23 protein-coding genes are annotated in these 24,023 nt (G+C 67.4%); 15 read left to right on the top strand and 8 right to left on the bottom strand.

Annotation, left to right across the window (positions count from 1 at the left end):
- Positions 1 to 4: 4 nt before the first annotated feature.
- Together J2X37_RS01660 and J2X37_RS01665 are read right to left on the bottom strand one after the other, a co-directional pair.
- Complete coding sequence (locus tag J2X37_RS01660) at positions 5 to 514, bottom strand: MaoC family dehydratase (RefSeq protein ID WP_310017036.1); 510 nt, start codon at positions 512 to 514, stop codon at positions 5 to 7.
- Positions 507 to 1,331: a CoA ester lyase gene (locus tag J2X37_RS01665; RefSeq protein WP_310017038.1), complete on the bottom strand. Its 825-nt coding sequence runs from the start codon at positions 1,329 to 1,331 to the stop codon at positions 507 to 509. The genes J2X37_RS01660 and J2X37_RS01665 overlap by 8 nt, the downstream gene beginning before the upstream one ends.
- 402 nt (positions 1,332 to 1,733) lie before the next feature.
- On the opposite strand from J2X37_RS01665, the gene J2X37_RS01670 reads away from it, so the two are divergent.
- The 7 genes from J2X37_RS01670 to J2X37_RS01700 are packed head-to-tail and all read left to right on the top strand — an operon-like array spanning position 1,734 to position 10,441.
- The gene (locus J2X37_RS01670) at positions 1,734 to 4,229 is read left to right on the top strand and encodes a TonB-dependent receptor domain-containing protein (RefSeq protein ID WP_310017040.1); all 2,496 of its coding nucleotides are present in this window, start codon (positions 1,734 to 1,736) and stop codon (positions 4,227 to 4,229) included.
- A gap of 17 nt (positions 4,230 to 4,246) precedes the next feature.
- A complete protein-coding gene (locus J2X37_RS01675) occupies positions 4,247 to 5,497 on the top strand; it encodes an MFS transporter (protein ID WP_310017042.1) in 1,251 nt (416 codons plus the stop codon).
- Positions 5,481 to 7,034 carry an FAD-binding oxidoreductase gene (locus J2X37_RS01680; protein ID WP_310017044.1) on the top strand — a complete coding sequence of 518 codons (1,554 nt, stop codon included), beginning with the start codon at positions 5,481 to 5,483 and terminating at the stop codon, positions 7,032 to 7,034. Before J2X37_RS01675 ends, J2X37_RS01680 begins: the two co-directional genes overlap by 17 nt.
- A gap of 27 nt (positions 7,035 to 7,061) precedes the next feature.
- Positions 7,062 to 8,120: a nitrilase-related carbon-nitrogen hydrolase gene (locus J2X37_RS01685; protein ID WP_310017046.1), complete on the top strand. Its 1,059-nt coding sequence runs from the start codon at positions 7,062 to 7,064 to the stop codon at positions 8,118 to 8,120.
- Positions 8,117 to 9,313, top strand: coding sequence for a class I SAM-dependent methyltransferase (locus J2X37_RS01690; protein WP_310017048.1), 1,197 nt, complete (start codon positions 8,117 to 8,119; stop codon positions 9,311 to 9,313). The genes J2X37_RS01685 and J2X37_RS01690 overlap by 4 nt, the downstream gene beginning before the upstream one ends.
- Before the next feature lie 37 nt (positions 9,314 to 9,350).
- Positions 9,351 to 9,710: a hypothetical protein gene (locus J2X37_RS01695; protein ID WP_310017050.1), complete on the top strand. Its 360-nt coding sequence runs from the start codon at positions 9,351 to 9,353 to the stop codon at positions 9,708 to 9,710.
- Complete coding sequence (locus tag J2X37_RS01700; protein ID WP_310017052.1) at positions 9,710 to 10,441, top strand: hypothetical protein; 732 nt, start codon at positions 9,710 to 9,712, stop codon at positions 10,439 to 10,441. Before J2X37_RS01695 ends, J2X37_RS01700 begins: the two co-directional genes overlap by 1 nt.
- Here the strand turns inward: J2X37_RS01700 and J2X37_RS01705 are convergent.
- Positions 10,438 to 11,892 (bottom strand): aldehyde dehydrogenase family protein, encoded by a 1,455-nt coding sequence (locus tag J2X37_RS01705; protein ID WP_310017054.1) that lies wholly within the window; start codon positions 11,890 to 11,892, stop codon positions 10,438 to 10,440. The two genes, J2X37_RS01700 and J2X37_RS01705, sit on opposite strands and share 4 nt — an antisense overlap.
- Positions 11,893 to 11,977: 85 nt before the next feature.
- On the opposite strand from J2X37_RS01705, the gene J2X37_RS01710 reads away from it, so the two are divergent.
- From J2X37_RS01710 to J2X37_RS01730, 5 genes are all read left to right on the top strand, one after another.
- The gene (locus J2X37_RS01710; RefSeq protein WP_310017057.1) at positions 11,978 to 13,390 is read left to right on the top strand and encodes an alpha/beta fold hydrolase; all 1,413 of its coding nucleotides are present in this window, start codon (positions 11,978 to 11,980) and stop codon (positions 13,388 to 13,390) included.
- A gap of 75 nt (positions 13,391 to 13,465) precedes the next feature.
- Positions 13,466 to 14,227 carry a GntR family transcriptional regulator gene (locus J2X37_RS01715; protein WP_310017059.1) on the top strand — a complete coding sequence of 254 codons (762 nt, stop codon included), beginning with the start codon at positions 13,466 to 13,468 and terminating at the stop codon, positions 14,225 to 14,227.
- A 115-nt stretch (positions 14,228 to 14,342) separates the two neighbouring features.
- Positions 14,343 to 15,269, top strand: a complete 927-nt coding sequence (locus tag J2X37_RS01720) for an alpha/beta hydrolase (RefSeq protein ID WP_310017061.1) — start codon at positions 14,343 to 14,345, stop codon at positions 15,267 to 15,269.
- A complete protein-coding gene (locus J2X37_RS01725) occupies positions 15,269 to 15,943 on the top strand; it encodes a hypothetical protein (RefSeq protein WP_310017063.1) in 675 nt (224 codons plus the stop codon). The genes J2X37_RS01720 and J2X37_RS01725 overlap by 1 nt, the downstream gene beginning before the upstream one ends.
- A gap of 8 nt (positions 15,944 to 15,951) precedes the next feature.
- Entirely contained in the window at positions 15,952 to 16,581 is a 630-nt protein-coding gene (locus tag J2X37_RS01730; protein ID WP_310017065.1) for a glutathione S-transferase family protein, read from the top strand.
- A 3-nt stretch (positions 16,582 to 16,584) separates the two neighbouring features.
- Here J2X37_RS01730 and J2X37_RS01735 read toward each other — a convergent pair whose 3' ends face one another.
- The 5 genes from J2X37_RS01735 to J2X37_RS01755 are packed head-to-tail and all read right to left on the bottom strand — an operon-like array spanning position 16,585 to position 21,196.
- Positions 16,585 to 17,760: a CaiB/BaiF CoA-transferase family protein gene (locus tag J2X37_RS01735; protein ID WP_310017066.1), complete on the bottom strand. Its 1,176-nt coding sequence runs from the start codon at positions 17,758 to 17,760 to the stop codon at positions 16,585 to 16,587.
- Positions 17,757 to 18,674, bottom strand: a complete 918-nt coding sequence (locus J2X37_RS01740) for a hydroxymethylglutaryl-CoA lyase (RefSeq protein WP_310017068.1) — start codon at positions 18,672 to 18,674, stop codon at positions 17,757 to 17,759. The genes J2X37_RS01735 and J2X37_RS01740 overlap by 4 nt, the downstream gene beginning before the upstream one ends.
- Complete coding sequence (gene leuD / locus J2X37_RS01745) at positions 18,671 to 19,288, bottom strand: 3-isopropylmalate dehydratase small subunit (protein ID WP_310017070.1); 618 nt, start codon at positions 19,286 to 19,288, stop codon at positions 18,671 to 18,673. Before leuD ends, J2X37_RS01740 begins: the two co-directional genes overlap by 4 nt.
- On the bottom strand, positions 19,285 to 20,685 hold the full coding sequence (locus J2X37_RS01750; protein WP_310017072.1) for a 3-isopropylmalate dehydratase large subunit: 1,401 nt from the start codon (positions 20,683 to 20,685) through the stop codon (positions 19,285 to 19,287). The genes leuD and J2X37_RS01750 overlap by 4 nt, the downstream gene beginning before the upstream one ends.
- Positions 20,686 to 20,698: 13 nt before the next feature.
- Positions 20,699 to 21,196, bottom strand: a complete 498-nt coding sequence (locus tag J2X37_RS01755) for a DUF3598 domain-containing protein (RefSeq protein WP_310017074.1) — start codon at positions 21,194 to 21,196, stop codon at positions 20,699 to 20,701.
- Positions 21,197 to 21,509: 313 nt separating this feature from the next.
- Between J2X37_RS01755 and J2X37_RS01760 the strand changes: the two genes are divergently transcribed.
- The 3 genes from J2X37_RS01760 to J2X37_RS01770 are packed head-to-tail and all read left to right on the top strand — an operon-like array spanning position 21,510 to position 24,006.
- Complete coding sequence (locus tag J2X37_RS01760) at positions 21,510 to 22,190, top strand: isochorismatase family protein (RefSeq protein WP_310017076.1); 681 nt, start codon at positions 21,510 to 21,512, stop codon at positions 22,188 to 22,190.
- On the top strand, positions 22,190 to 23,095 hold the full coding sequence (locus tag J2X37_RS01765; RefSeq protein WP_310017078.1) for a polysaccharide deacetylase family protein: 906 nt from the start codon (positions 22,190 to 22,192) through the stop codon (positions 23,093 to 23,095). Before J2X37_RS01760 ends, J2X37_RS01765 begins: the two co-directional genes overlap by 1 nt.
- The gene (locus J2X37_RS01770; RefSeq protein ID WP_310017080.1) at positions 23,092 to 24,006 is read left to right on the top strand and encodes a polysaccharide deacetylase family protein; all 915 of its coding nucleotides are present in this window, start codon (positions 23,092 to 23,094) and stop codon (positions 24,004 to 24,006) included. The genes J2X37_RS01765 and J2X37_RS01770 overlap by 4 nt, the downstream gene beginning before the upstream one ends.
- The last annotated feature ends 17 nt before the right edge of the window (positions 24,007 to 24,023 follow it).

Here is a 24,023-nt window from a genome sequence, read left to right on the forward strand (position 1 = left end):
GTCCTCAGGCTTCCATCGGGCCGAAGCCCCGCTTCCAGATGAGCATCACCCGCTCGAACGTGCAGACGACTTCGCCGTGCTGGTTCTTGCCGATGGTCTTAATGGTCACGATGCCCTGTTCGGGACGCTTGGCGCTTTCGCGCTTCGACAGGACTTCGGTCTCCGAAAAGATCGTGTCGCCGGCGAACACCGGCTTGACCATCTTGATGTCGTTCCAGCCCAAGTTCGCGACCGATTTCTGGCTGACGTCGGACACGCTCTGCCCGGTCATGATCGCCACCGTCAGCGGCGACGCCACGATGCATTTGCCGAACTCGGTCCTGGCGGCGAACGCTTCGTCGCAGTGCGCGGGGTGCTGGTTCATCGTCAGCAGGCTGAACCAGATGTTGTCGTTCTGGGTGATCGTGCGGCCGGGCCGGTGCTCGTACACGTCACCGACGTTGAATTCCTCGTAATAGCGCCCGTAGGTCTCGCGGTAGCGGCCGGGGGCGACTTCGATTGCACCTTCACGCATTGGTCTTTTCCTTCAAAGCCAGAATCTGTCTGTACCGGGCCATCACCGGCGCCTCGAGCATCTTGCCGCGAAAGCGCACCGCGCCGCCACCTGCCTCGGCATAGGCGGCGACGGCCGCCTCGGCCTCTTCCACGTCCGCCGGGGCGGGGCGGAACGCGGCGTGGATGGCCGCGATCTGCGCCGGGTGGATCGCCGCCTTGGCGGTGAAGCCGAGATCGCGGGCCATCTCGCATTCGCGGGCGAGGCCTTCGGCATCGTCCATGCGGATGAACGGCACGTCGAGCACACCCTTGCCCTGCGAGGCGCAGGCCATGACCAGCCGCGACCTCGCGGCCAGCAGCGGCGTCCATTCGAGCGCGACGCCGATCTCGGCCGAGAAATCGCCGCCACCGAACATCACCGTGCCCACCGCCGGATCGGCCGCGATGGCGCCCGCGTTGTCGAGCCCGCGCACGGTTTCGACCAGCGGCACCAGCGTGACTTGCGGATCGGCCAGCACGCGGCGGACGATAGCCACTTCCGCCGCATCCTCCACCATCGGCACGAGGATGACCGCTGGCCGGACATCCGCCGCTGCGAGGGCCAGCAGATCGGCGAGGCCGGCGCGAGTCGTCACCGGGTTGATGCGGATCGCAAGGCACCGCGCCGCCGTCGCCGCTGCGGCCAGCGCCGCGCCGCGCGCATCATCCTTGGCATTGGCGGGGATCGCGTCCTCGAGGTCGATGCAGACGCAGTCCGCCTCGCTCGCGAACGCCTTCGCGAAGCGGTCGGGGCGGTTACCGGGGACAAAAAGAAGCGACTGGAAGGACGTGTTCATGAACCCCTGCCTGATGCATCGGCGGCCTTTGCCGCGAGGTGATTGACCGGCGCGGCGATCTGGCGACAGAATTGTCATGCCAACCTCTCACGCTTTGGCAAATATTTGTCCGGACATTAGCGGGAGGTCAAGACAAATATGGTGGACAATCGCCCGCTCTCCGTCAAGCGGACAGGTTCATGGGAGGGGCGAAACCTTCCATTTTCACACATTAAAACAAAGACATGAGGCGGTAATCGCGAGGGCGCCAAGGTGATTTGTCGTGTTGGCAACGCGCTCGTCGCGGCCAATCTAGGGTGTTGCAATGAACCGCTTGACTCGCGTCGAGAATGTGACAGATTTGTCTGGACAAATAAAAACGCGCCAAGCGGTGTCCAACCCGAGGAACCAGGGAGTAGCCCCATGAGACTGACCTACCTTGCAGCAAGCTCGGCGCTCGTCGCCATCATGACATCGGTTCCGGCGCTGGCGCAGGACGCGTCTGATCCGCGCCCGGCGGACGCCTCCGTCTCCTCCGACACCACTTCGGGCGGCCTGGACGAGATCGTCGTCACCGCGCAGCGGCGCGAGGAAAGCATGCAGGACGTGCCGATCGCGGTTTCCGCCTTCTCGCCCGACCAGCTGGCCAAACAGGGCATCACCAACACCCTCGAGGTGTCGCAGTTCGTCCCGAACATGATCGCCAACAACAACACCGGCCTGGGTTCGGCGAACTCCTTCTTCCTGCGCGGGCTTGGCAACTCGGAAACGATCCCGACCTTCGATCCGCCGGTCGGCGTCTATGTCGACGAAATCTACCTGTCGCGGCAGAACGCCAACAACCTCAGCCTGTTCGATGTTGAGCGGGTCGAAGTGCTGCGCGGCCCGCAGGGCACGCTGTTCGGACGCAACACCACCGGCGGCGCGGTCAGCGTCGTCATGGCGCAGCCCGATTTCGGCCGTATCGGCGGTTTTGCGGAAGTCGGCTATGGCGCATTCGACAAGAAACTGGCGCGCGGCTCGATCGACCTGCCGCTTGCCGACAGCTTCGCCATAAAGATCAGCGGCTACTGGCAGGACGACGACGGCTACGCCAAGAACGTCACGACCGGTGAGCGGCTGAACGATGATGACGGCTGGGGCGCGCGGCTCGGCCTGCGTGGCGAGATGGCCGACTGGGCCCGGTTCAGCGGGTCGTACTCGCACATCGTCGCCAACGGCGAGAACCTCGTCAATTTCGAATGCAATCGCGCCGATCCCACTGATTGCAACGGTCGCTTCATCTCGAGCGGGATGACCACGGCGCAGGCGCCGGACTATCCGGTGACGGTGACTGGCCGCAAGGCCGACTTCGCGCTGGGCAACAAGACGCAGAGCGACATCGTCATCGGCAAGTTCGATTTCGATGTCTCGCGCAGCGCCACGCTGTCGCTGATCACCGGTTACGTCCGGCAGGAACAGCAGTACGCGCTGGACTTCTACGACGGCAGCGGCGCGCCGAGCCTGTCGAATCCCTATCCCGCCGTTCGCGGCGCGGAGTTCGGCGGCTTCGTGATCGCCAACGACAGCTATGCGGACCAGTTCAGCCAGGAAGCCAAGCTGAGCGGGAGCCTCGCCGACGGGCTGGTCGACTACACGACCGGCATCTACTACATCAAGGAGAAGAACTACTCCGACTTTGCCGACATCTTCGGGCTCAGCACCACGAGCGCGCTGCTGTTGGCAGACCGAACCCTGCGCAATTCGACCGAGGCGATCGCCGGCTACGTGCAGGGTGATTTCAACGTCACCGACCGGCTCAAGCTGACCGCGGGCGTACGTTACACCGACGAGACCAAGAAGATCGACTTCAGCGACAACCGGGCCCAGTGCCAAGTCACGCCGCTGCCCGCCAACTGCCTCGACACCGCCAACCTCTACGCGCCCAACGGCGAGGCGATCCCGACCGAGCTGAAGACGAAGATCTGGACCCCGCGCTTCGCCGTCAATTTCAAGGCGAACCCCGACGTCCTGCTCTTCGCCAGCGCGACGCGCGGCTTCAAGTCGGGCGGCTGGGCGGCCCGCGTCTCCTCGCCGACGCAGGCGCTGCCCTTCGATCCCGAAAAGGTCTGGAGCTACGAGGCCGGCATCAAGTCCGAGCTGTTCGATCGCAAGTTGCGCGCGAACCTGACGCTCTACTGGATGGATGTCAGCGACCTGCAGACTCCGTCGGGCGTCATCAACGCCTCGGGCTCGGTCACCTTCATTACCCGCAATTTCGCCGATTATCGCAATCGCGGCGCGGAGCTGGAACTGACCTTCGCGCCGATCGACGGGCTGAACCTGTTCTTCAACGGCGGGTACCAGGACGACAAGTACATCATCGATTACGACGCCCCCGAATTCGACGAATATGGCACCCGTTCGGTCGGCGCGCAGCAGGCGCTGTGCCAAGCGGCCATCGCCGGCGGCGCGGTCGGCGGCGGCACCGGCACCACCGGCTTCTGCGGCGCGGGCATCGTCACGCCCAACGGCGACATCGCCGAGCCGGTCCGCACCCCGGACTGGACCCTATCGTTCGGCGGCAGCTACGAGGCGATGCTGGGCAACAACCTGACGCTGACGCCATCGGTCGCCGCCTCGTGGCATTCCAAGCAGGAAGTGCAGACCGGCAACCTCACGATCTACAGCGGCAGCGTCACCGGCACGAACGGCACCTACCCCGCCAATCCGCAGGGCGGAGACTTCATCGTCGGATCCTACAGCGCGGCGGCGTGGCAGGTTAACGCGGGCCTGACGCTGGCCACGCAGGATCGGGACTGGTCGCTTTCGCTGACCTGCTCCAACTGCTTCAACGACTCCTTCGTCCAGAGCTACCTGGGCTGGAGCTACCTCAACGCGCCGCGCACGTGGATGGCCCGCCTGCGCCGCGAATTCTGACCGGAGGTCCGGATCGCATGACCCAAACCAGGACCTCGCCGTCCGAATTCCGCCACGGCGGCAAGGTTCTGGCCGCAGCGCTCGTGGGCGTGGCCTGCGGCGCATCGCCGCTGCCTTTCAACGTCCTGCCCCTCGTCATGGGGCCGATCAACGCCGAATACGGCTGGGACTTCGCCGAGATCAGCGCCGCGATGCTGATCTTCGGGGTGGTCGCCCCGCTGCTGGCCCCGGTCTACGGCGCAATGGCCGACCGGCTGGGTGTCAGGCGCGTGGCGCTGGCCTCGCTCGCGGCTTTCGGGGTAATCTTCGCCGCGTTCTACTTCACGCCCGCCAGCCTGATGGGGTGGTACGGCATGTGGTTCCTGTTGTCGCTGGTGGCGATCGGCTCGACGCCGGTGACGTGGAGCCGCGCGGTCTCGATGTGGTTTTCGCGCAATCGCGGCCTTGCCCTTGGCATCATGCTGCTCGGCACGAGCCTTGCCGCGCTGGTCGTGCCGCAAGTCGCGACGCGCGCCATCGATGCGGGCGGCTGGCGTCTTGCCTTTCCGGTCGTGGCCCTGTTCCCCCTGCTGCTGGCGCTTCCCGTGGCCCTCGCCTGGTTTCGCGAGCCGCGACCCGAGGAACGGCCCGTCGGCCTTGCCGCCGCCGACGGCAGCCTGCCCGGCCTTTCGCTGCGAGAGGCGGCGCGCGGTTATCGGTTCTGGGTGCTGATCGCCTCAACCTCTCTGATTTCCGTCGCCTATGGCGGCGCGCATATCCACATGGCGCAGATCGTCGGCCTGCACGGCTTCGCCCCGGCCGACGCGGCCACGGTTCTGTCCGTGGTGGCGATGGGCATCTTTGCGGGCCGCGTGCTGGTCGGCTTGCTGTTCGATCGCTTCTGGGCTCCCGTCGTCGCGTTCCTTGCCATGCTGCTGCCCGCCGGTGCCGCCTTCATGCTGATGGGCACCGACAGCAACCTGCCGCTCATCATGGCCGGCGGCTTCATGCTGGGCTTTGCAGCGGGTGCCGAATCCGACGTCATCGCCTATCTCGCCGCGCGCTATTTCGGCATGCGGCATTACGGGCGGATCTACGGTACGCTCTACATGCCGTTCGGGATCGGCTCGGGCTTCTCGCCGATCCTGTACGGCGCGGTGCGCGATGCGACAGGAAGCTACGACCTGATGCTGATGACGGCGGCGGGTCTTTTCGCGGTGGGCGGCGCGCTGTTGCTGCTGATGGGCCGCTATCCCGATCTTGGAGTGACCGATGAACCCCGTGCTTGACGATCCTTCGCTGACCGACGCCTTGCTCGAAGCCGGGCCGGGCAAGGTCGTCACCGATCCGCAGGAACTGGCCTTTGCCGGACAGGACGTGTTTTCGCTGGGCGCGGTGCCGAAGGCGATCTTCCGGCCCGACACGGTGGAGGCTCTGTCGCGCGGGGTGGCAATCGCCGCCGCGCCCGGGCTTGCGATCGTGCCGCGCGGCGGCGGGATGAGCTACACCTCGGGCTACCTGCCCGCGCAGGAGGGCGCGCTCGTCGTCGATCTGTCCGCGCTCGATCGAATCGTGGCGGTCGACGAAGAGGACATGACCGTCACGGTAGAGGCGGGCTGCACGTGGGAGGCGCTTTACCGCGAACTTCATCCGCGCGGCCTGCGCACCCCGCTTTGGGGCACGCTGTCGGGAACGAAGGCGCAGATCGGCGGCGGGGTGAGCCAGAACGGCGTGTTCTGGGGCGCCGGGCGCGGGACCATCGCACCATCGGTGCTGAGCCTCGACGTCGTTTTGGCGGACGGCCGCATCATGCGCACCGGGCACGAGGGCTTCCGCCCCTTCGGCCCCGACGTGACCGGCCTGTTCGGCGGCGATTGCGGCGCTTTCGGCATCAAGGCCCGGGTGACCATGCCGCTGATCGCGGAAGCGAAGGCCTTCGCCTATGGCAGCTTCGCCTTCGACAGCGCCGAAGGGTTCATGAGCGCGAGCAGCGCCATCGCCCGCGCCGGCCTCGCCACCGAGTGCTTCGGATTCGACCCGTTCCTCCAGGCGCAGCGGATGAAGCGCGACAGCTTGGTCAAGGACGCGAAGTCGCTGGTCGGCATGATGAAGTCGCAGGGCGGCTTCTGGAAGGGCATCAAGGAGGGCGCCAAGGTCGTCGCCGCGGGCCGCTCGTTCCTCGACGATGCGGGATTTTCGGTGCACACCATCTGCGAAGGGCGCAACCAGGCGGCTGCCGATGCCGATCTGGCGGAAATCCGCGCGATCGTCGCACGGTCCGGCGGGCGGGAGGTGGAGAACACCATTCCGAAGATCATGCGCGCCAATCCCTTTCCCCCGGTCAATTCGATGGTCGGCCCGTCGGGCGAACGCTGGGTGCCGGTGCACGGGGTGGTGCGGCATGGCCGCGCCCTCGCGACGCTGAACGCCATCGTCGCGCTCTATGCCGAACATGCCGACGCGATGGAGCGGCTGGACATCGGCGCGGGCTACTTGTTCATGACCGCGGGCCCGACCGGGTTCCTGATCGAGCCGGTGTTCTTCTGGCCCGACGCGATGACCGCCATTCACGAACGCTCGCTCGAACCGGCACACCTGGCCAAGCTGACGCGGTTCCCCGCCAATGCCGAGGCGCGGGCGCTGGTCGAGACCCTGCGCGCGCGCCTGATCGCCCTGTTCGCCGAACAGGACGCGGTGCATTTCCAGATCGGGCGCGCCTATCCGCTCGAACCGCGCAGCGATCCCGCCACGTGGGCGATTCTCGGCGCAGTAAAGCAGGCCGTCGATCCCGATGGCCGGATGAACCCCGGCGTACTGGGCCTGTGATCCGGCGCGGGTGAAGAACGGGCCGCGATGACCGATCCTGCGCCCTATGCCGCGATCGCGCTGCAACTGACGGCGCGGGCGCTCGACCGGCTGACCGACCGGGGTGTGGCATCGGCGCACATCCTTGCGGGAATCGCGGAGATGGACCGCAGGCTCGCGGCATCGGCCGGCTTCGTCGCACAGTACGGCGGCTGCCCGGTGCGGCTGGTGGTCCTGCCCGAATACCTCTTTACCAGCTATCCGGCGCGCGTATCGGTCGCGGATTTCGCCGCGGTGGCCGCCGTCGACATCGATGGGCCGGAATATGCCGCGCTGGGCCGGGTAGCGGCGGAACGTGCGGTGTTTCTCGCCGGCAATCTCTACGAACGCGACCGGCATTTTCCCGGCATCTATTTCCAGACCAGCTTCGTCGTCGCGCCGACGGGCGAGGTCGTGCTGCGCTATCGCCGGCTCAACTCGATGTTCGCGCCGACGCCGCACGACGTCTGGTCGAAGTATCTCGACATCCATGGCATCGACGGGGTGTTTCCCGTGGCGGACACCCCGATCGGCCGGATCGCGGCGATCGCGTCGGAAGAAATCCTCTATCCCGAAATCGCGCGCGCCCATGCCTTGCGCGGGGCGGAGATCTTCGTCCATTCCTCGTCCGAGATCGGGTCCCCGCTGGCCACGCCCAAGGTCATCGCCCGCCGCGCCCGCGCTTTCGAGAACTGCGCCTACGTCGTCTCGGCGAACACCGCCGGGATCGCCGGCACCGCGATGCCGCTGGCCTCTGCCGACGGGCATTCGGCAGTGGTGGATTACCGGGGGCATGTCCTGGCCGAGGCGGGAGCGGGAGAGACCTTCACCGCCTTTGCCGACATCGACATCGCCGCCCTGCGCGCCCAGCGCCGCAAGCCCGGCATGACCAACCAGCTTTCGCGGCAGCGGACCGAGCTGTTCGTTCCCGTCTATTCCGCCACGCAGATACAGCGCGCCGACAGCTTGCTGGACGAGGCAGGCGCGGTCATCGTTCCCGAACGCGATCACTTCGCCCGGGTGCAGGCCGAAGTCATCGAGCGCCTGGCCAAGGAGGGCCTGATATGAAGCACGACGTCCCGCCGCCCTACACGGCGGTTTCGCGCCACCCGATGTTTCCCGATGCCGACCATGACGAGGCGGCGCGCTTCGATTTCCTCGCCAACCTGAACCGCTATCTGGCCGGTGTCGGCGTGGGCAACAGGCGCGCCTACGAAACCCGCGTGCTGCCGGCCTTCCGGGCCGAACATGGCCGCGACCCGGTCGACCGTTTCGAGATCCGGCACGCGATGAATCGCGATCCGTTCCACCGGTTCTGGTCGGCGATGAAGCGCAACTCGATGGAAATGCGCCAGCACAACGGACGCCAGATCGTGTTGCGCCAGCTCGACGAACTGGATGCGAAGGCCCGCCAGTACAACGAAGGCCGCGACACGCTGCAACTCGACCCTGCCGTCGACGTGCCGCGCTATCAGGCGGCGGTCGACATCCATTGCATGCCGGGCAGCTACCACGGCGAGGAACGGCCCGGAGACGTGTCGGCGGGCGCCAACTACGACTGCGGCATCTTTGCCACCACCGCCGGTGGCATGGGCGCCCTGTCCGACGGCGGCGGGCAGGCGCTGGCCGAATGGGCCCGGAAGCAGCGTCCCGAATGGCAGCCGCGCCGCATTCTCGACATCGGCTGCACCGTCGGCCATTCGATCGTGCCGATCGCGCTCGCCTTTCCCGACGCGGAAGTGATCGCCATCGACACCGCCGCCCCGTCGCTGCGCTATGCCCATGCTCGCGCGATGGCGCTGGGCGCGCGCAACATCACGTTCCGCCAGATGAATGCGGAGGACATGTCCGCCTTTGCCGACGAAAGCTTTGACTGGGTGCAGACCACGATGTTCCTGCACGAACTGTCGGGCAAGGCCCTGCCGCGCATCGTCGGCGAGGGGTACCGGGTGCTGAAACCGGGCGGCTTGATGCTTCATCTGGAGCAGCCCGAATACACCGACGAAATGCCGCTCTACGAACAGTTCATTCGCGACTGGGACGCTTTCAACAACAACGAGCCGTTCTGGTCGGCAATGCACGCGCTCGACATGACCGAGGTGATGACCGGCGCGGGATTTGCGCCGGACGACCTGTTCACCACCGGCGTGCGCGCGGTCGTCGATACCGATGTCTTCCCGCAGGCGAAGGAGGGCGAGGAGGATCACGGCCGGGCCGCGTTCTGGCACGCCTATGGCGCATGGAAGGGTGCGGCGGCCTGAGGCCTCGGCCGAACCCCGGTTAGAACGGAAAATCAAGATGACCGAAGAGATCGACTGGATCGCCCGCGCCGGAAAGCGCGCCAAGGGCAAGCGCCCGCAATATTTCGAAGACCCGGCGGTGGAACGGCTGATGTCGATCACCATGGCGCTCGCCGCCGAGCTTTCGGTGCAGCGCCAGCGCGGCGACACGCTAGAACGCATCCTTGAGGACAAGGGCGTGATCGACCGCGCCGAGATCGATGCCTGGCGCCCTTCGCGCGAAGCGGCGCAGGAGCGGGGCGTGGCGACCAAGGCCTATATCGCGCGGATCATGCGCGGGGTGCAGCAGGCGGCGGAGGCCATGAAGGCGGATGACAAGGCGATGGACGTGCTGAGCAAGGAGTTGCGGGAATCGTGATGCAGCATCGATCGATCCGGGGCCAGATCCGCTACACCTCGAAAAAGCCCGAAAGGCTGGACCAGGAGCGTGGCCGTGAATGGTTCGCCTTCTCGCATCACCGCGACGGTTCGTGCATCTTTCGCGCACAGTGCGAGATCGAGGAGCCGGAGCCGACGGTGCTGCGCGACGTGATCTATCATCTCGGCCCCGACGGCAGCCCGCGCAACCTGCATGTCCACCTGACCGTCGGCGACGCATACATGGGTTCGGGCTGGCTCAGCGTCAGCCGGGACGAAAACGGCGGGACCGTGTCCTGCGAGAGCGAAGGGCCGTCGATCGGCCGCCTGTCGCAGGTCCTGCCCTTTGCCGGCGCGATCGACGGCCTGGGCACGCACCCGGTCGCCTCCGATGCCTACATGACGAAATGCATGGACCTGTCGCGCGGGCCCCATCGACGCACGATCCGCGCCTACCTGCCGTCGCCAGACCACCGCGGCGCGACCCCGCCGATGGCGGTCGAAGTGCTGATCGATCTGGAATACCTCGGCGAGGAGACGGTCACGGTGGCGGCCGGCACCTTCGCGACCCGGCATTTCCGGTTCATCGACGAAAGCGCCGGCGGCATGGGCGGGACGACGCACCCGCATTACGACGTGTGGGTGACCGCGGACGACGATGCGATCTTCGTGCAGGGGGGTGTCGGCGGCTACATGCAGACCTGGTACGAACTGGTCGAACTCACCCGCTAGCCGCCGGGCGGGGCGTTCTCGCCATAGGCGGCGAGCGGCTGCGGCGTGCCGGTCTGGATGATGAACGCCTGCCGCCGCAGGAAGCGCAGCAGTCCGCCCGGACCCATGCGCGACGGCCCGATGCCGCTGATGCCGAATGCCGATTTCTCGGCATCCCAGACCGATGTCGTCAGCCCGGCATCCATGATCGACACTGCGCCCGCCTCGATCCTGCGGGCAAAACGCAGGGCGCTGTCGGCGTCCCGTCCGATGACCGCCGCCGACAGGCCGAAGTCGCCGGCATTGGCGAGCGCGGCCGCCTCGTCCTCGCTGTCGAAGGGGGTGACCGGCATTACGGGCCCGAAGGTCTCCTCGCGCAGGATGGCCATGTCGCGGGTGCAGCCGGTCAGCACCGTCGGGCGCAGCCAATGCCCGCCGCCGATCATCTCGACCGTCCCGCCGCACAGCACGCTTGCGCCCGCCGCGACCGCCTGGTCGATCTGGGCCTGAACGATCCCGGCTTGCGGTGCGTGGATGAAGGGGCCGATCGTGCCGTCCGCGATGTCGCCGACGTTCAGCGTGACCTCCTCCGCCCCGCGAACTAGCGCGTCGAGGAAATCCGCCTCGAGCGAGCGGTGGACGATGACGTGTTCGATCGACTGGCAGGCCTGCCCGGCATTGGCGCAGCTTGCGCGCAGGGCGATGCGCGCCGCGGTGCGCGGGTCGCTTCCCGCCAGCACGACCAGCGGGTCCTTGCCGCCGAGTTCAAGGCTGACCGGCACCAGCGACCGCGCCGCCGTTTCCGCCACTTTGCGACCGGTCGCGACCGATCCGGTGAAGCACAGGTAGTCGACCGCCCCGACAAGGGCCGCGCCCGTCGCGCCATCGCCCTCGATCACGGCGCACACCGCTTCGATGGCGGGAACCTGCCGGATCGCATCGCGGAGCGGTGCGATGAAGCGGGGGGTCACCTCCGACGGCTTGACGATTACCGCGCAGCCGGCGGCCAGCGCCGGCACGGCATCGATCATCGCCAGCAGCAAAGGGAAGTTCCACGGGCTGATCGCCCCCACCAGCGGATAGGGAAGCGATCGCCCGGCCAGCTCGACACCGGGGCTCGCGCTTGCCCGGCGTGCTTCGCCTGCGGGCATGAGCTGCGGTGCGATGTCCGCCCAGCGCCGCAGCATGCCGCAGACCGCGCCGATCTCCATGCGCGACAATGCGAGCCGTCCGGTGTCCGCAGCCAGCGCGGCCAGCAGCGCCGCTTCGTTCCGCTCGATGGCATCGGCCAGCGCGCGCATGCATTCGTCCCGCGCCTGGGGCCCGATCGCCTCCCAGTCGGGCTGCGCGGCACGAAGCTGCGAAGAAAGCGCGTCTATCGTCGCCGCATCGGCGGGAAGGATCTGCGCGTCGAGCAGCCCCGTGCGCGGATTGCGGACGGACAGGGCAGGGCGGGGCATGGTGACGGTCATGGCGCGAGGACTCCGATCATGCCTGCCACGATGATGGCATCACGAGGGCTTGTCGAGATCCATTTGTCCGGACAAATTGCAAGTCATGCGAATCACCCGTCACTTCATCGATGTCGGCACCGGCGCCAGCCGCCGGCGTGTCCATTATCGCCGCTGCGGCCAGGGGCCTGCCCTGCTGATGGTGCACCAGTCGCCGCGCTCCTCGGCGGAATACGCCGACCTGATGCGGCGCTGGGGCCGCGACTTCACGTGCATCGCGCCGGATTCGCCCGGTTTCGGCCAGTCCGATGCCTTTGCCGATCCCGATGCGACAATCGCCGATTTCGCCGACGGTCTGGTCGATCTGCTCGACGTGCTGGGCATCGACCGGGTTCCGGCCTACGGGTTCCACTCGGGCGGCATCATCCTCGTGACCGCGCTGCGCCGTCATCCCGGTCGCTTCTCCGCGCTGGCCATCGGCGGTTATGCGATCTGGACCGAGGCGGAGCGCAGGCTCTTTTCCGAAAGCTATCTGCCGCCGTTCCGGCCCGACCCTTACGGCAGCCATCTCGTCTGGCTGTGGAACCGCATTCTCGAACAGAGCTGGTTTTTCCCCTGGTTCGACACCCGGGCCGCGCGCCGCCTGCCGGTCGCGCATGCCGATCCCGCGCGCGTCGATGCCGTCGTGCGCGAAATGCTGGACGCGGGCGACGCCTATCGCACCGGCTATGGCGCGGTGCTGCGGGCCAGTCGCGACATCCCCGGACCGGACGAGCCGACCGCGCCGGTCCTCATCGCCGCCTACGATGGCGATCCGCTGCAGGAGCATATCGACCGGCTCGGCCCGCTTCCCGCGCAGTGGAGTGCGCGCAAGGTTGCGACGCCGGCCGACCTGGAAGAAGCCAGCGTCGCTTTCCTGCGCCAACACGGCGTCGCGGTGCCCGAACTGGTGGAAGCGCAGGACGAAGGCTTTGTCGCCGTCGATGTGCCGGGCTTCGACGGTCTCGTCCACTGGCGCGGCAGGCGTGGCGGCGCGCTGACGATACACGCTGCGGGGCGTTCCGCCGAATTGCTAGCCGGTGACACCGGGCTTGCCATCGATGTCCCGGGGCACGGGTTGTCGGACGACTGGGACGGAGCCGCGCCGACCGATCCGGCCGCGTGGCAGGCCCTGTTCGCGGCGGTGGCGGCGACGCTGGAGGCTGGCGAGATCGAATACGAGCCGGCACCTGACGGAGAGACGGAGCTGCTGTTTCCCGATCTGACGCCCGATCGCTTCGGCGCCTATCTCATCACGGCCTGGTCGATCGTCCGCGCCGCGCACTTCTTCGCGCCGTGGTATTGCGCCGACGCTTCGCACGGCATCGATTTCGGCGTGGAAGAGATCGCTCCGGAGCGTCTTGCGCGCGAGCATCGTGCGCTGCTGCAGGCCCAATCGGCGAGGGCGTGGCACGCGGCATCGCGAGCCATTGCCGGGGCGCGGGGCGAAACCGTCGGGCAAGCGGCCGCTGCACTTTGACCTTCGAGCCGAGCCGGATTAGGACGATGGCACGGCGGGGCACTGGGACGATGGCCGTTCAATGGGGAAGAGGAGATGAGCCGGTCAGACGGCGACACCGAGGCACCGGTCAAGACACCGGCTAGGCCACGCTACATGGTGCTGGCGGACGAACTGCGCGATGCGATCCAGGCCGGCAAGCTGAGCGTCGGCAAACAATTTCCGACCGAGCACGAGCTGAGCGCCACCCATGGGCTGAGCCGCCATACCGTGCGCGAGGCGCTCCGCAGGTTGGAGATCGAAGGCCTCATTTCCCGCAAGCGCGGCTCGGGCACGATCATCCGCCCGGTCGGTCAGCGGGGCGGCACCCTGTCGCAGCCTCTCTCCAACGTCGGCGAGATCCTGCAATACGCCCATGATACCGAAATCCACTACAAGCCGACCGGCAAGGGACCGCTGCCGCGCAAGCTGGCCGATGTGCTAAACGGTTCGGGCGGACAGTGGCACAGCTATCACGGCATCCGCATCCGGCCGGGCGATGCGCGACCGATCGCGGTGACCGACGCCTTTGTCGCGGCGGAGGTGCTGCGCGATCAGGAGCTTTCGCTCGATGGCGTGGCGATCTTCCGCCAGATGGAATCGCTGTGCCGGATCAGGGTCGGGAACATCACGCAGGAGATCCAGGCAGTGCCCGCCAGCGCCGGGGTCGCCAAGCAGCTCGACATCGCGCGGCGTTCGCCATGCCTGCGCCTCCTGCGCTGCTATTACGACACCGGGGGCCGCCTGTTCGAGGTTTCGGTCAGCCATCATCCGGGCGACCGCTTCGCCTATTCCATGCACATAGACATCGACGCCTGAGACAACCCGACGGCGGGCATTCTGCCTGCCTTCTGGCGATTTGTCCGGACAAATTATGCTTGCCCGAAGGGCCGAGCTATGCTGACTTGTCCGGACCAATCGAAAGGCAGAAGTCATGACCCGGCCGGTTCGCCGCGAATATGTCGATGGACGTTTTGGCCAGGTCCACCTGCGCTGCGCGAAGCCGGTCCGGCCGGGCGGAATCCCGCTCGTCTGCCTGCACATGAGCCCGATGAGCGGCCGCGTGTTCGAGAAATTCGCGGCCGAAATGGCGGAGAATCGCCCGGTCTTCGCCCTCGACACGCCCGGCTTCGGCATGTCCGACCCGCCACCCGCGCCGCCGCGGATCGAAGACTACGCCGCCTCGACGTTCGCGGCGCTGGATGCGCTCGGCCTCGCCGGACCCGTCGATCTCATCGGCTATCACACCGGTGCGATGACGGCGGTGCAGATGGCGGCCGACGCCGGTGAAAGAGTGCGCCGTGTGATCATGATCGGCGCCCCGATCCTGACGCCGGAAGAGCGGACCGCCTTTGCCGAGCACTACCGCCACCGCGCCCCGCAGGCGGACGGTTCGCATGTCCTGCGTCGCTGGCAGGGCTTCTACCATCATCATCACCGCCCCGGCGTTTCCGTGGCCGCGATCAACGACATGTTCCGCGAAGCGCTGCTGGGCGGCAACGACGAGTGGTGGGGCCATGCCGCCGCCTTCGCTCACGATCTGACCGCGGCGATGCGGCGTTCGGCATCGGCAACGCTGGTTCTGGCGACCGGCGACGATCTCGAGACGCAGACCTGGCGGGCAGAGGGGAGTGGCGAAAATTACCGCGTCGCCGCGGTGCCCGGCTGGGGGCACGGATTCCTCGACCATCATGCGGGCGAGGTCGCGGCGTTCCTTTCGGCCTGGCTTGACGGCCCGGCCGGAATCGTCCCGCCGACGCCCGCTTCCGCGCTCGGCCCCCGCTACCCCGCCGCCGACGGCCCCTTTGGCCCGGCCAGCGAACCCGAACCGCCCCATCATCCCGAAAGGAACGCCGGCTGATGTCAGAGCTTGCCTATCCGACCATGGTCTATGTCCACCTGCTCCTGTTCGTGTTGTGGTTGGGGGCCGATGCCGGTGTCTTCATCCTGGGCCAGCATTTCCGCAGGCGGACGAGCTACACGCTCGATCAGCGCCTCGCCCTGCTGCGCCTGCTGGTCGAAGTCGACATGGTCCCGCGCAGTGCGTGGGCGCTGATGGTGCCCGTGTCGCTCACCGTGGTCCATCTCGGTCAGTGGTGGGTCCTGCCGGGCTGGGCGCTCGCGCTGGCATGGGCCATCGGCGCGTTCTGGCTGTGGCTGGTCTGGGATGCGCACCGCCACGACCAGACGCCGCGGGCCAAGCGCGACCGGCGCATCGAATTCGTCCTGAAGGTCGCGCTCGCCGCCTTCTACTTCGGTCTCGGTGCGCTTTCACTGGCTGAGGGCGGGCCGCTGCCGGGGGCCTGGCTCGCGACCAAGGCGCTCCTGTTCGGCGTCATCTTCCTTGCGGCGATCATGATCGACGTCGCCTTCAAGCCGGTCGGCCCGCTCCTGATGAAGCTGGTCGCCGAAGGGTCGAGCGACGCGACCGAGGTGCCGCTGCTGCGGACCATGAACCGGACGCGCATCTGGGTCTGGACCGTCTATGCCCTGCTGCTGGCGACGTCGTACATCGGGCTGGTGAAGCCGTTCTAGGGCCTGACGTGATCACCCTGTTCACCAGCGACACCGCCAACGGGCAGAAGGCGGCCTTGATGCTGGAGGAATGCGGCCTGCCGCACCAGCGGATCGCAATCGACCTCCAGGCGGGCGAGCACCTGGCCCCGGCCTTCCTGGCGCGCAATCCGCTCGGCAAGATCCCGGTGCTCCACGACGAGGACGGCCCCGGCGGCGCGGCGATCACGATAAGCCAGTCCGCCGCCATCGTCCGCTATCTCGCGGGCAAGACCGGCCTGCTGCTGCCGAGCCACCCGCGCGAAGCGGCCATGGCCGACCAGTTCGCCAGCCTGGTATCGGCAGATCTGTCTGCGGCGTTCACCGGCATCTTCCAGTTCGGCGTCCTGCCCCTGGCGTTGGGTGAGGCGCCGGTCCAGACCGCACTCGATCATTTCACGGCGCAGGCACACCGCGGGCTGGCGGTAATCGACACGCGGCTGAACGATAGCCCGTGGCTGGCCGGATCGGCGATGACCTATGCCGACGTGCTTGCCTATCCCGTGGCGCGAACCTCGGTGCGGATGCTCGGCGGCGATCCGTTGCGGGGCTATCCCGCGATCCGGCGGTGGGCCACGGTCATCGCGGCGCGGCCCGCCGCCCGAAGCGTTTTTGTCTGACGGTCAGCCAGCGCCGACCGACCCGTCCGCGATCAGCTCGTCGATTCGGGCTGCCTCATAGCCCAGACCGGCGAGAATAGCGCGGCTGTCGGCGCCGGGCGTGGGCAGGGTCGCCCCCTTGCCCAGCCGCTCTCCGTCCATCATCAGCGGGATCGTCGGCAGGCGGGTCTGCGCACCGGTGTCGAGCGTCACGTCCTCCAGCCCGCCTTCGGCGAGCTGCGGATCGTCGAACAGGTCTTCCGGCCTGCCGATGGGAGCGAACGGGAGACCAGATCCGTCCAGCCGGGCGATAACCTCGTCGCGGCTCATCGTCGCCACCAGAGCGCGTATCGTCGGCAGGATGCGGTCGCGCGCCAGCACCCGCTGGTTGTTGGCGCGCAGCGTTTCGTCGGCCCACAGGTCGTCGAGGCCGAACAGCCTGCAGAACTTCTCCCACAGGCTGTCGGTGACGACGCCGATGAAGACCGGCTCGTCGCGCGTTTCGAACACGTCGTAGATCGCCCAAGCCGAGACGCGGGCCGGCATCGGCGCGGCGGGCTTCCCGGTCACCGCGAACTGCGCCATGTGCTGGCCGACGAGGTAGGTCGTCGTCTCGAACAGGCTCGCGACCACTTTCTGGCCGCGCCCGGTGCGATGGCGTTCCTCCAGCGCGGCGAGGATGCCGATCACGCCGAACATTCCGCCCGTCACGTCGATCACGCTGGCCCCGGCACGAAGCGGCCGGCCCGGCGGCCCGGTCATGTAGGCGAGGCCGCCCATCATCTGCGCCACTTCGTCGAGCGCGGTGCGATTCTCGTAAGGCCCGGGCAGAAAGCCCTTTTCCGAACAGTAGATCAGCCGCGGGTTGCGCGCGCTCGTCACCTCCCACGAAAGGCCCAGCCGATCGAGCGCGCCGGGCCGGAAATTCTCGACCAGGATGTCGGCCCCGGCGACGAGGTCGGCGGCGACTTCGAGCCCCGCATCGCTCTTGAGATCGAGGCAGATCGACTGCTTGCCGCGATTGTACATCGGGAAATAGCCCGCGCCCGATCCCAGCAGGCGGCGCGTCTGGTCCCCGCCGATCGGTTCGATCCGCACGATCTCCGCGCCCAGCCCGGCCAGGATGTGGCCGACCGTCGGGCCCATCACCATGTGCGTGAATTCGACGACCTTCAGCCCGGCCAGCGGCGTCGCGCTCATCGCGCGATCCTTTCGTTGTAATCCAGCATCGGCCCGGCATCGGGCGTGAAGCCGTAGAGCGGCTCGCCGGGCAGCGCTTCGGCGAGGATGTGGCGCACGGCGAAGAGCGTCTCGAGATCGATGCCGGTCTCGTAACCCATGGCATTGAGCATCAGCACCAGATCCTCAGTGACCAGGTTTCCGCTCGCCCCCGGCGCATAGGGGCAGCCGCCCAGCCCGCCGATCGAGGCGTCGAGCGTGGTGATCCCCTCGTCCAGCCCGGCCACCGCGTTGGCCAGCCCCAGTCCGCGGGTGTTGTGGAGATGAAGCGTCGACAGCCGGTCGCCCGCCACGGCCTTGACCGCGCGCACCAGCCGCCGGACTTGCGCCGGGTCGGCGTAGCCGGTCGTGTCGGACAGGCTCAGTTCCTCGGCCCCCGCTTCCAGCGAGGCTTCGGCGAGCCGCACGACCGTCGCTTCGGGCACGGCGCCTTCCAGCGTGCAGCCGAACGCCGTCGACAGGCTGACCGCGAAGCCGATGCGCGCTTCCCGGGCGATCCTCGCAACTTCGGCGATTTCCGCCAGCATCGCGGCGTGGTCCTTGCGCACGTTCTTGAGCGAATGCGTCTCGCTCATCGAAAAGGGAATGCTCATCGCGTGAACGCCGGCGTCTGCCGCGCGCTGCGCGCCCTTGGCGTTGGGGACCAGCGCCACGACCCGCAGGCCCGGAATGGTCAGCCCGTGCGCGACCAGTTCGGCGGTGTCGGCCATCTGCGGCAGGAGACGCGGCGGGACGAAAGAGCCGACCTCGATCTCCTTCACCCCGGCGGCGGCCTCGGCGCTGATCCAGCGCTTCTTGGCCTCCAGGTCCATGACCCGGTCGATGGATTGCAGCCCGTCGCGCGGGCCGACTTCGGAAACGAGGATGGCGGTCATGTCGTGCTTTCCCGATGTGAGGCGAGGTAGGCCCACGGGCGCGCGACGCGGTCGGCCGCGGTCCACGCCTCGATAGCGGGTGCCTGCGTCAGGGTCAGGTCGATGGCGTCGAGGCCGTGGAGCAGCATCTGCTTCGCCTCCGCGCCGATGTCGAACGGGTAGCTGTCCGCGCCCTCGGCAACGGTCTGCGCGGCAAGGTCGACGCACACCTCGCGCCAGGCCAGCGACGCGACCGTGGCGGACGGAAGCGTGAGGGGAAGAAGCCCGTTGCGCACGCAGTTGGCCGCGAAGATCGGGGCGAAGGACGCGGCGATGACGCAGCGGATGCCCCATTCGGCAAGCGCCCAGACCGCGTGCTCGCGGCTCGACCCGCAGCCGAAGTTCGCGCCGCCGAGCAAGATGCGGGCGCCGCGCGCTTCGGGCCGGTTCAGGGCGAAATCGGGATCGGGAAGCCGCGCGTCGACATCGCTGTATCGCCACGGGGCGAACAGGCCATCGGCAAGCCCGGTCCGCCCGGTCGAGCGCATCTCGCGGCTGGGGATGACCGCGTCGGTGTCGACGTTGTCGCGCAGAACCGGCACGGCGATCGAGGAGAGGGTGGTGAAGGGGATCATGCCGCATCTCCCATCCACCGGCGCGGATCGGCGATGGCGCCCGCAAGCGCGCTTGCCGCCACGGTTTCGGGGCTGGCGATGTGGGTGCGGATGCCGGGGCCCTGGCGTCCTTCGAAATTGCGGTTGGTGCTGCTGATCGTGCGGCTGCCTGGCGCAAAGCCTTCGCCGCCGGCATAGAAGCACAGCGAACAGCCGCTTTCGCGCCATTCGAAGCCGGCATCGCGAAACACCTGGTCCAGCCCCTCGGCCTCTGCCGCTCGCCTGACCGCGCTGCTTCCGGGCACGACCAGCGCCTTGCGGATCGCGGGCGAGATGCGGCGGCCGCGCAGGATCGCCGCGGCGCGCTGCAGGTCGGACAGGCGGGCGTTGGTGCACGAGCCGAGGAAAGCGGCATCGACAGGGGTGCCCGCGATCGGTGTGCCCGCGGGCAGGCCGATGTAGTCGTGCGCGCGGGCAGGCCCCTGCGGCACGGCACCGTCGATGGCGACGGCGTGTTCCGGGCTGGTGCCCCAGGTGACCATCGGCGCCAGCGAGGCCGCGTCGATCGCGATCTCCCGGTCGAAACGGGCATCGTCGTCGCTGTGCAGCGCATGCCAGTAGGGATCGTCGAAATCGTCCGGGGCATAGCGGCGTCCGGCGAGATAGCGGAACGTCGTTTCGTCGGGCGCGACGATGCCGGTCATCGCCGAAAACTCGGTGGCCATGTTGCACAGGGTCATCCGCCCCTCGATGCCGAGCGCCCGGACCGCTTCGCCGGCGAATTCGACCACATGCCCAGCGCCGCCGCCCGCGCCGTACCGGGCAATCAGGGCCAGCGCCATGTCCTTTGCCGTCACGCCACGCGGCAGGGCACCGGTAAAGGCCACCCGCATCGTGCGTGGCCGGTCCAGCCGCAAGGTACCGGTGACCATCGCGTGCTCGGCCTCGCTAGACCCGATGCCCCAGGCCAGCGCGCCCAGCGCGCCTTGTGTGCAGGTGTGGCTGTCGGGCGCAACCAGCGTCAGGCCGGGCAGGGCGATGCCCAGTTCCGGGCTGATGACGTGGGTGATGCCCTGGTCGCGGTCGGTCACGTCGAACAGCGTGATTCCCGCCTCGATCGCGGCGGCGCGGGTCTCGGTTATGAAGCCCTGTCCGCCCGCCATCAGGGTGCTGTCGCCGCGCCCGGGCCGGGTATCGACGATGTGGTCCATGACCGCGAAAGTGCGGGCGGGGTCGCGCACCCGCCGCCCGCTCGCGGCCATGGACTTCAGCGCCGATGCCCCCGTCCGCTCGTGCAGGAAGATCCGGTCGATCGCGACCAGCGACGCGCCGCCCGCCGTGTCGGCGATGCGGTGCGCGTCCCAGATGCGATCGAACAGGGTCTTGGCTGCGGGGTGCGTGTTCTCAGACGTGGGCATCGTCAGGGTTGGCTCAGACGTCGAGGCTGCGCCAGTCGCGGGTGACCAGCTTTTCCTGAATGCAGGTGCGCGTTTCCAGCTTGCCGTCGCGGATCCAGTGCCAGGTGCGGCAGCGGTTCTCGCCGTCGTCGGAAATCTGGATCATCTCGTAGAGATAGAGCGAGGGATCGCCGACGCGCTGCCAGTAGAGCATCATCGTGCGCTCGTACTCGTCGAGCGAGACAGGGGCGCACCAGCCCTTGATCAGGTCGTTGTCCCACCAGATGCGGCCGTCGCGATAGCTCGCGGGAAAGTCGCGAATGTCCTTGCGGCCATCGGCCCAGGTGTAATGGTTGGTCTGGTGGTAGGGATAGGGACCCTCGTCCTTGATGCGGCAGAACAGGCGGCTCGCGTGCTGGTCGATCTGCTCGTCCTTGTCGTTGAAGTAGGTGTAGGTGCCGTCCCAGACGCCTTCGTGGCGAGCGAGGAGCGGCATCGCTTCGGCCATGGATACGGTCGTTGTCGTGGTCATGATCTCGGGTTCCTGCATCGTTGGTGACATCGGGCAACCTGGTGATGGCGCGGATGCTTCGCCGTGTCGGCGGGGCATGTCGCGATTCTCCGCACAGCGGTCTTATCTGCCCTCGTATCGGATAGAGCCGGGCATTCCCCTGTCAGCGCAAACGGGGCGGGCGCAGGGCGGTGCGAGCGCGCTAGCGGGGTTCAGACGATCGATTTCCAATGGCTTTCGCATGCGGAAAGTTGTCCGGACAAATTGTGCTCGACAACCCACTACGCGCGATTATGCTTTGCGTCAAAGAAACTTTGAAAAAACGGAGCCGGCGATGACAGTTGCAGGGACACGGATGGTCGAGGACGGACGCACCGCCCGGGAGATCTTCGAAGAGGTGATGGCCAACCCGGCCCGCCGCAAGTTCGGCTTCGGCGAGCGACTGGCCATCGTCAACGTCGACGTGCAGCAGGCCTATACCTGCATCGACCGGTTCCGGACCGCCTACGAAACCGATCCGCGCCAGATCGAGTACATCAACACCATCAGTCGCCTCGCCCGGATGCGCGGAATGCCGGTGATCTGGACCCGGGTTGCTTACAAGGCCGATGCCGCCGATGCGGGCGTCTGGGGCACGCGCACCGATACCGAGGATTCGCTGCAGAACATCAAGTACGACAGCGAGCGCCACGCCTATGACCCGCGCGTCGCGATCGGCGCCGACGACCTTCAATATACCAAGCGCATGCCCAGCGCCTTCTTCGAGTCGCCGCTTGCCAGCTATCTCCTGTTCCACAAGGTCGATACCGTGGTCGTCACCGGCGGATCGACCAGCGGCTGCGTGCGCGCCACCGCGGTCGACGCCCTGAGCCACGGCTACCGAACCATCGTCCCGATCGAAACGACCGCCGACAAACACGCGAGCTACCATTTCGCCAACCTTACCGACCTGCAACTCAAGTACGCCGACGTCGAGCCGGTGCAGGCGGTGATCGACTGGCTGGAGGCCCGCTGATGCGCGAGAACGCGGCCGATCCCGACCTCTACGATTACGTCCCCTACGCGGGCCGGCCCAAGGTCGTGTGGCCGGGCGGCAAGACAGTGGCCGTCTGGGTCGCGCCCAACCTCGAATACTACGAGATCGATCCGCCCGCCCATCCGCGGCGCAAGGCGTGGGCAAGGCCCCACCCCGATGTCGTCGGCTATTCCCACCGCGACCATTCCAATCGCGTGTCGCACTGGCGCATGGCCGAGGTGATGAGCAAGCACGGCTTCCCCGGTTCGGTCAGCCTGTCGGTGGCGCTGTGCCAGCATCATCCCGAAGTCGTCGCCGACGCCAATGCACGGGGCTGGGAATTCTTCAGCCACGGCATCTACAACACCCGCTACGCCTACGACATAAGCGAGGCGCAGGAACGCGCGATCATCGAGGATTCGATCCGCACCGTACGCGATGCGACGGGGCAGACGATCCGCGGCTGGCTGGCCCCCGCGCTGACCCACACGCCGCGCACGCTGGACCTGATCGCCGAATATGGCCTCGACTATACCTGCGACCTCTATCACGACGACCAAGTGCAGGACGTGAAGGTCGCGAAGGGCCGCCTCGCCTCGATCCCCTACAGCCTAGAGGTCAACGACCACTACGGCTTCTTCATCTACAACATGAGCGGGCGCGAATACGCCGACACGCTGGTTCGCCAGTTCGAGCGGCTGGCGCAGGAGGGCGAGCGTTCGGGCACCGTCATGTGCATCCCCTTGCACGCCTATCTCATCGGGCAGCCTCACCGGATCGGTCCGTTCGAGGAAGCGCTGGAGCACATCGCGAGCGACGGGCGCGCCTGGATCGCGAAGGCTGGCGAGATCGTCGATGCCTGGCGCGCGCAAACGCCCGCCACCTTGCCGGGAGCACGCGCATGAGCCTCGATTCGCACTACCTGTCCTATCCTGCGCGCGGCGAAGGCTACGACCACGAACTCTACTCATGGTCGCCGTTGCACGAACGCAAGCCGGTGAGCTGGCCGACCGGGTCCGTCGCGGTCTGGATCTGCGTCAGCCTCGAATGGTTTCCGATCCTGCCGACCGACCAGCCGTTCCGCGCGCCCGGTCACATGCAGACCGCCTATCCCGATTTCCGCCACTATACCGCGCGCGACTACGGCAATCGCATCGGCGCGTGGCGCTTCCTGGAGGCGCTGGACAAGGCGGGTGTGAAGGCCAGTTTCGCCACCAATGCCGCGATTGCGGAACGCTACCCGGAGCTGGTGGAGGCGGTTCTGGCGGGCGGGCACGAGATCATCGCCCACTCGACCGACATGAACGGCACGATCGACGGCTCGCTGTCCGAAGAGGCCGAACGCGCTTTGATCGGGGACGCGCTTTCCCGGCTGAACGCCGCGACGGGACAAGTGGCGAAGGGCTGGCTGTCCATCGCCCGGTCGCAGAGCTTTCGCACTGCCGATATCCTTCGCGAACAGGGCATCGCATTTCAGTGCGACTGGGTGAACGACGAGATGCCTTACCGCTGGCGCAACGGCATCGTGAACCTGCCGCTGAACCACGAACTGTCCGACCGGACGATCGTCGCGGTGCAGCAGCAAAGCGCGGACAGCTGGGCGCAATCGATGGAAGACGCGTTCGACTGGCTGGCGGGCGAAGCGGCGGCAACCGGCGGCGGGCGGATGCTACCGATCCACGTGACGCCCTACATCATGGGCCTGCCCTATCGCATCGCCGCGTTCGAGCGTCTGCTGGCCATGCTGTCGGCGCGGCAGGAAGCCTGGTTCGCGACCGGCGGCGGCATCGTCGATTGCTGGGCGGCGCAGGCGTGACCGGCGCCTGACCGCCG

It is taken from the genome of Croceicoccus sp. BE223 (assembly GCF_031457155.1).
Taxonomy (GTDB): domain Bacteria; phylum Pseudomonadota; class Alphaproteobacteria; order Sphingomonadales; family Sphingomonadaceae; genus Croceicoccus.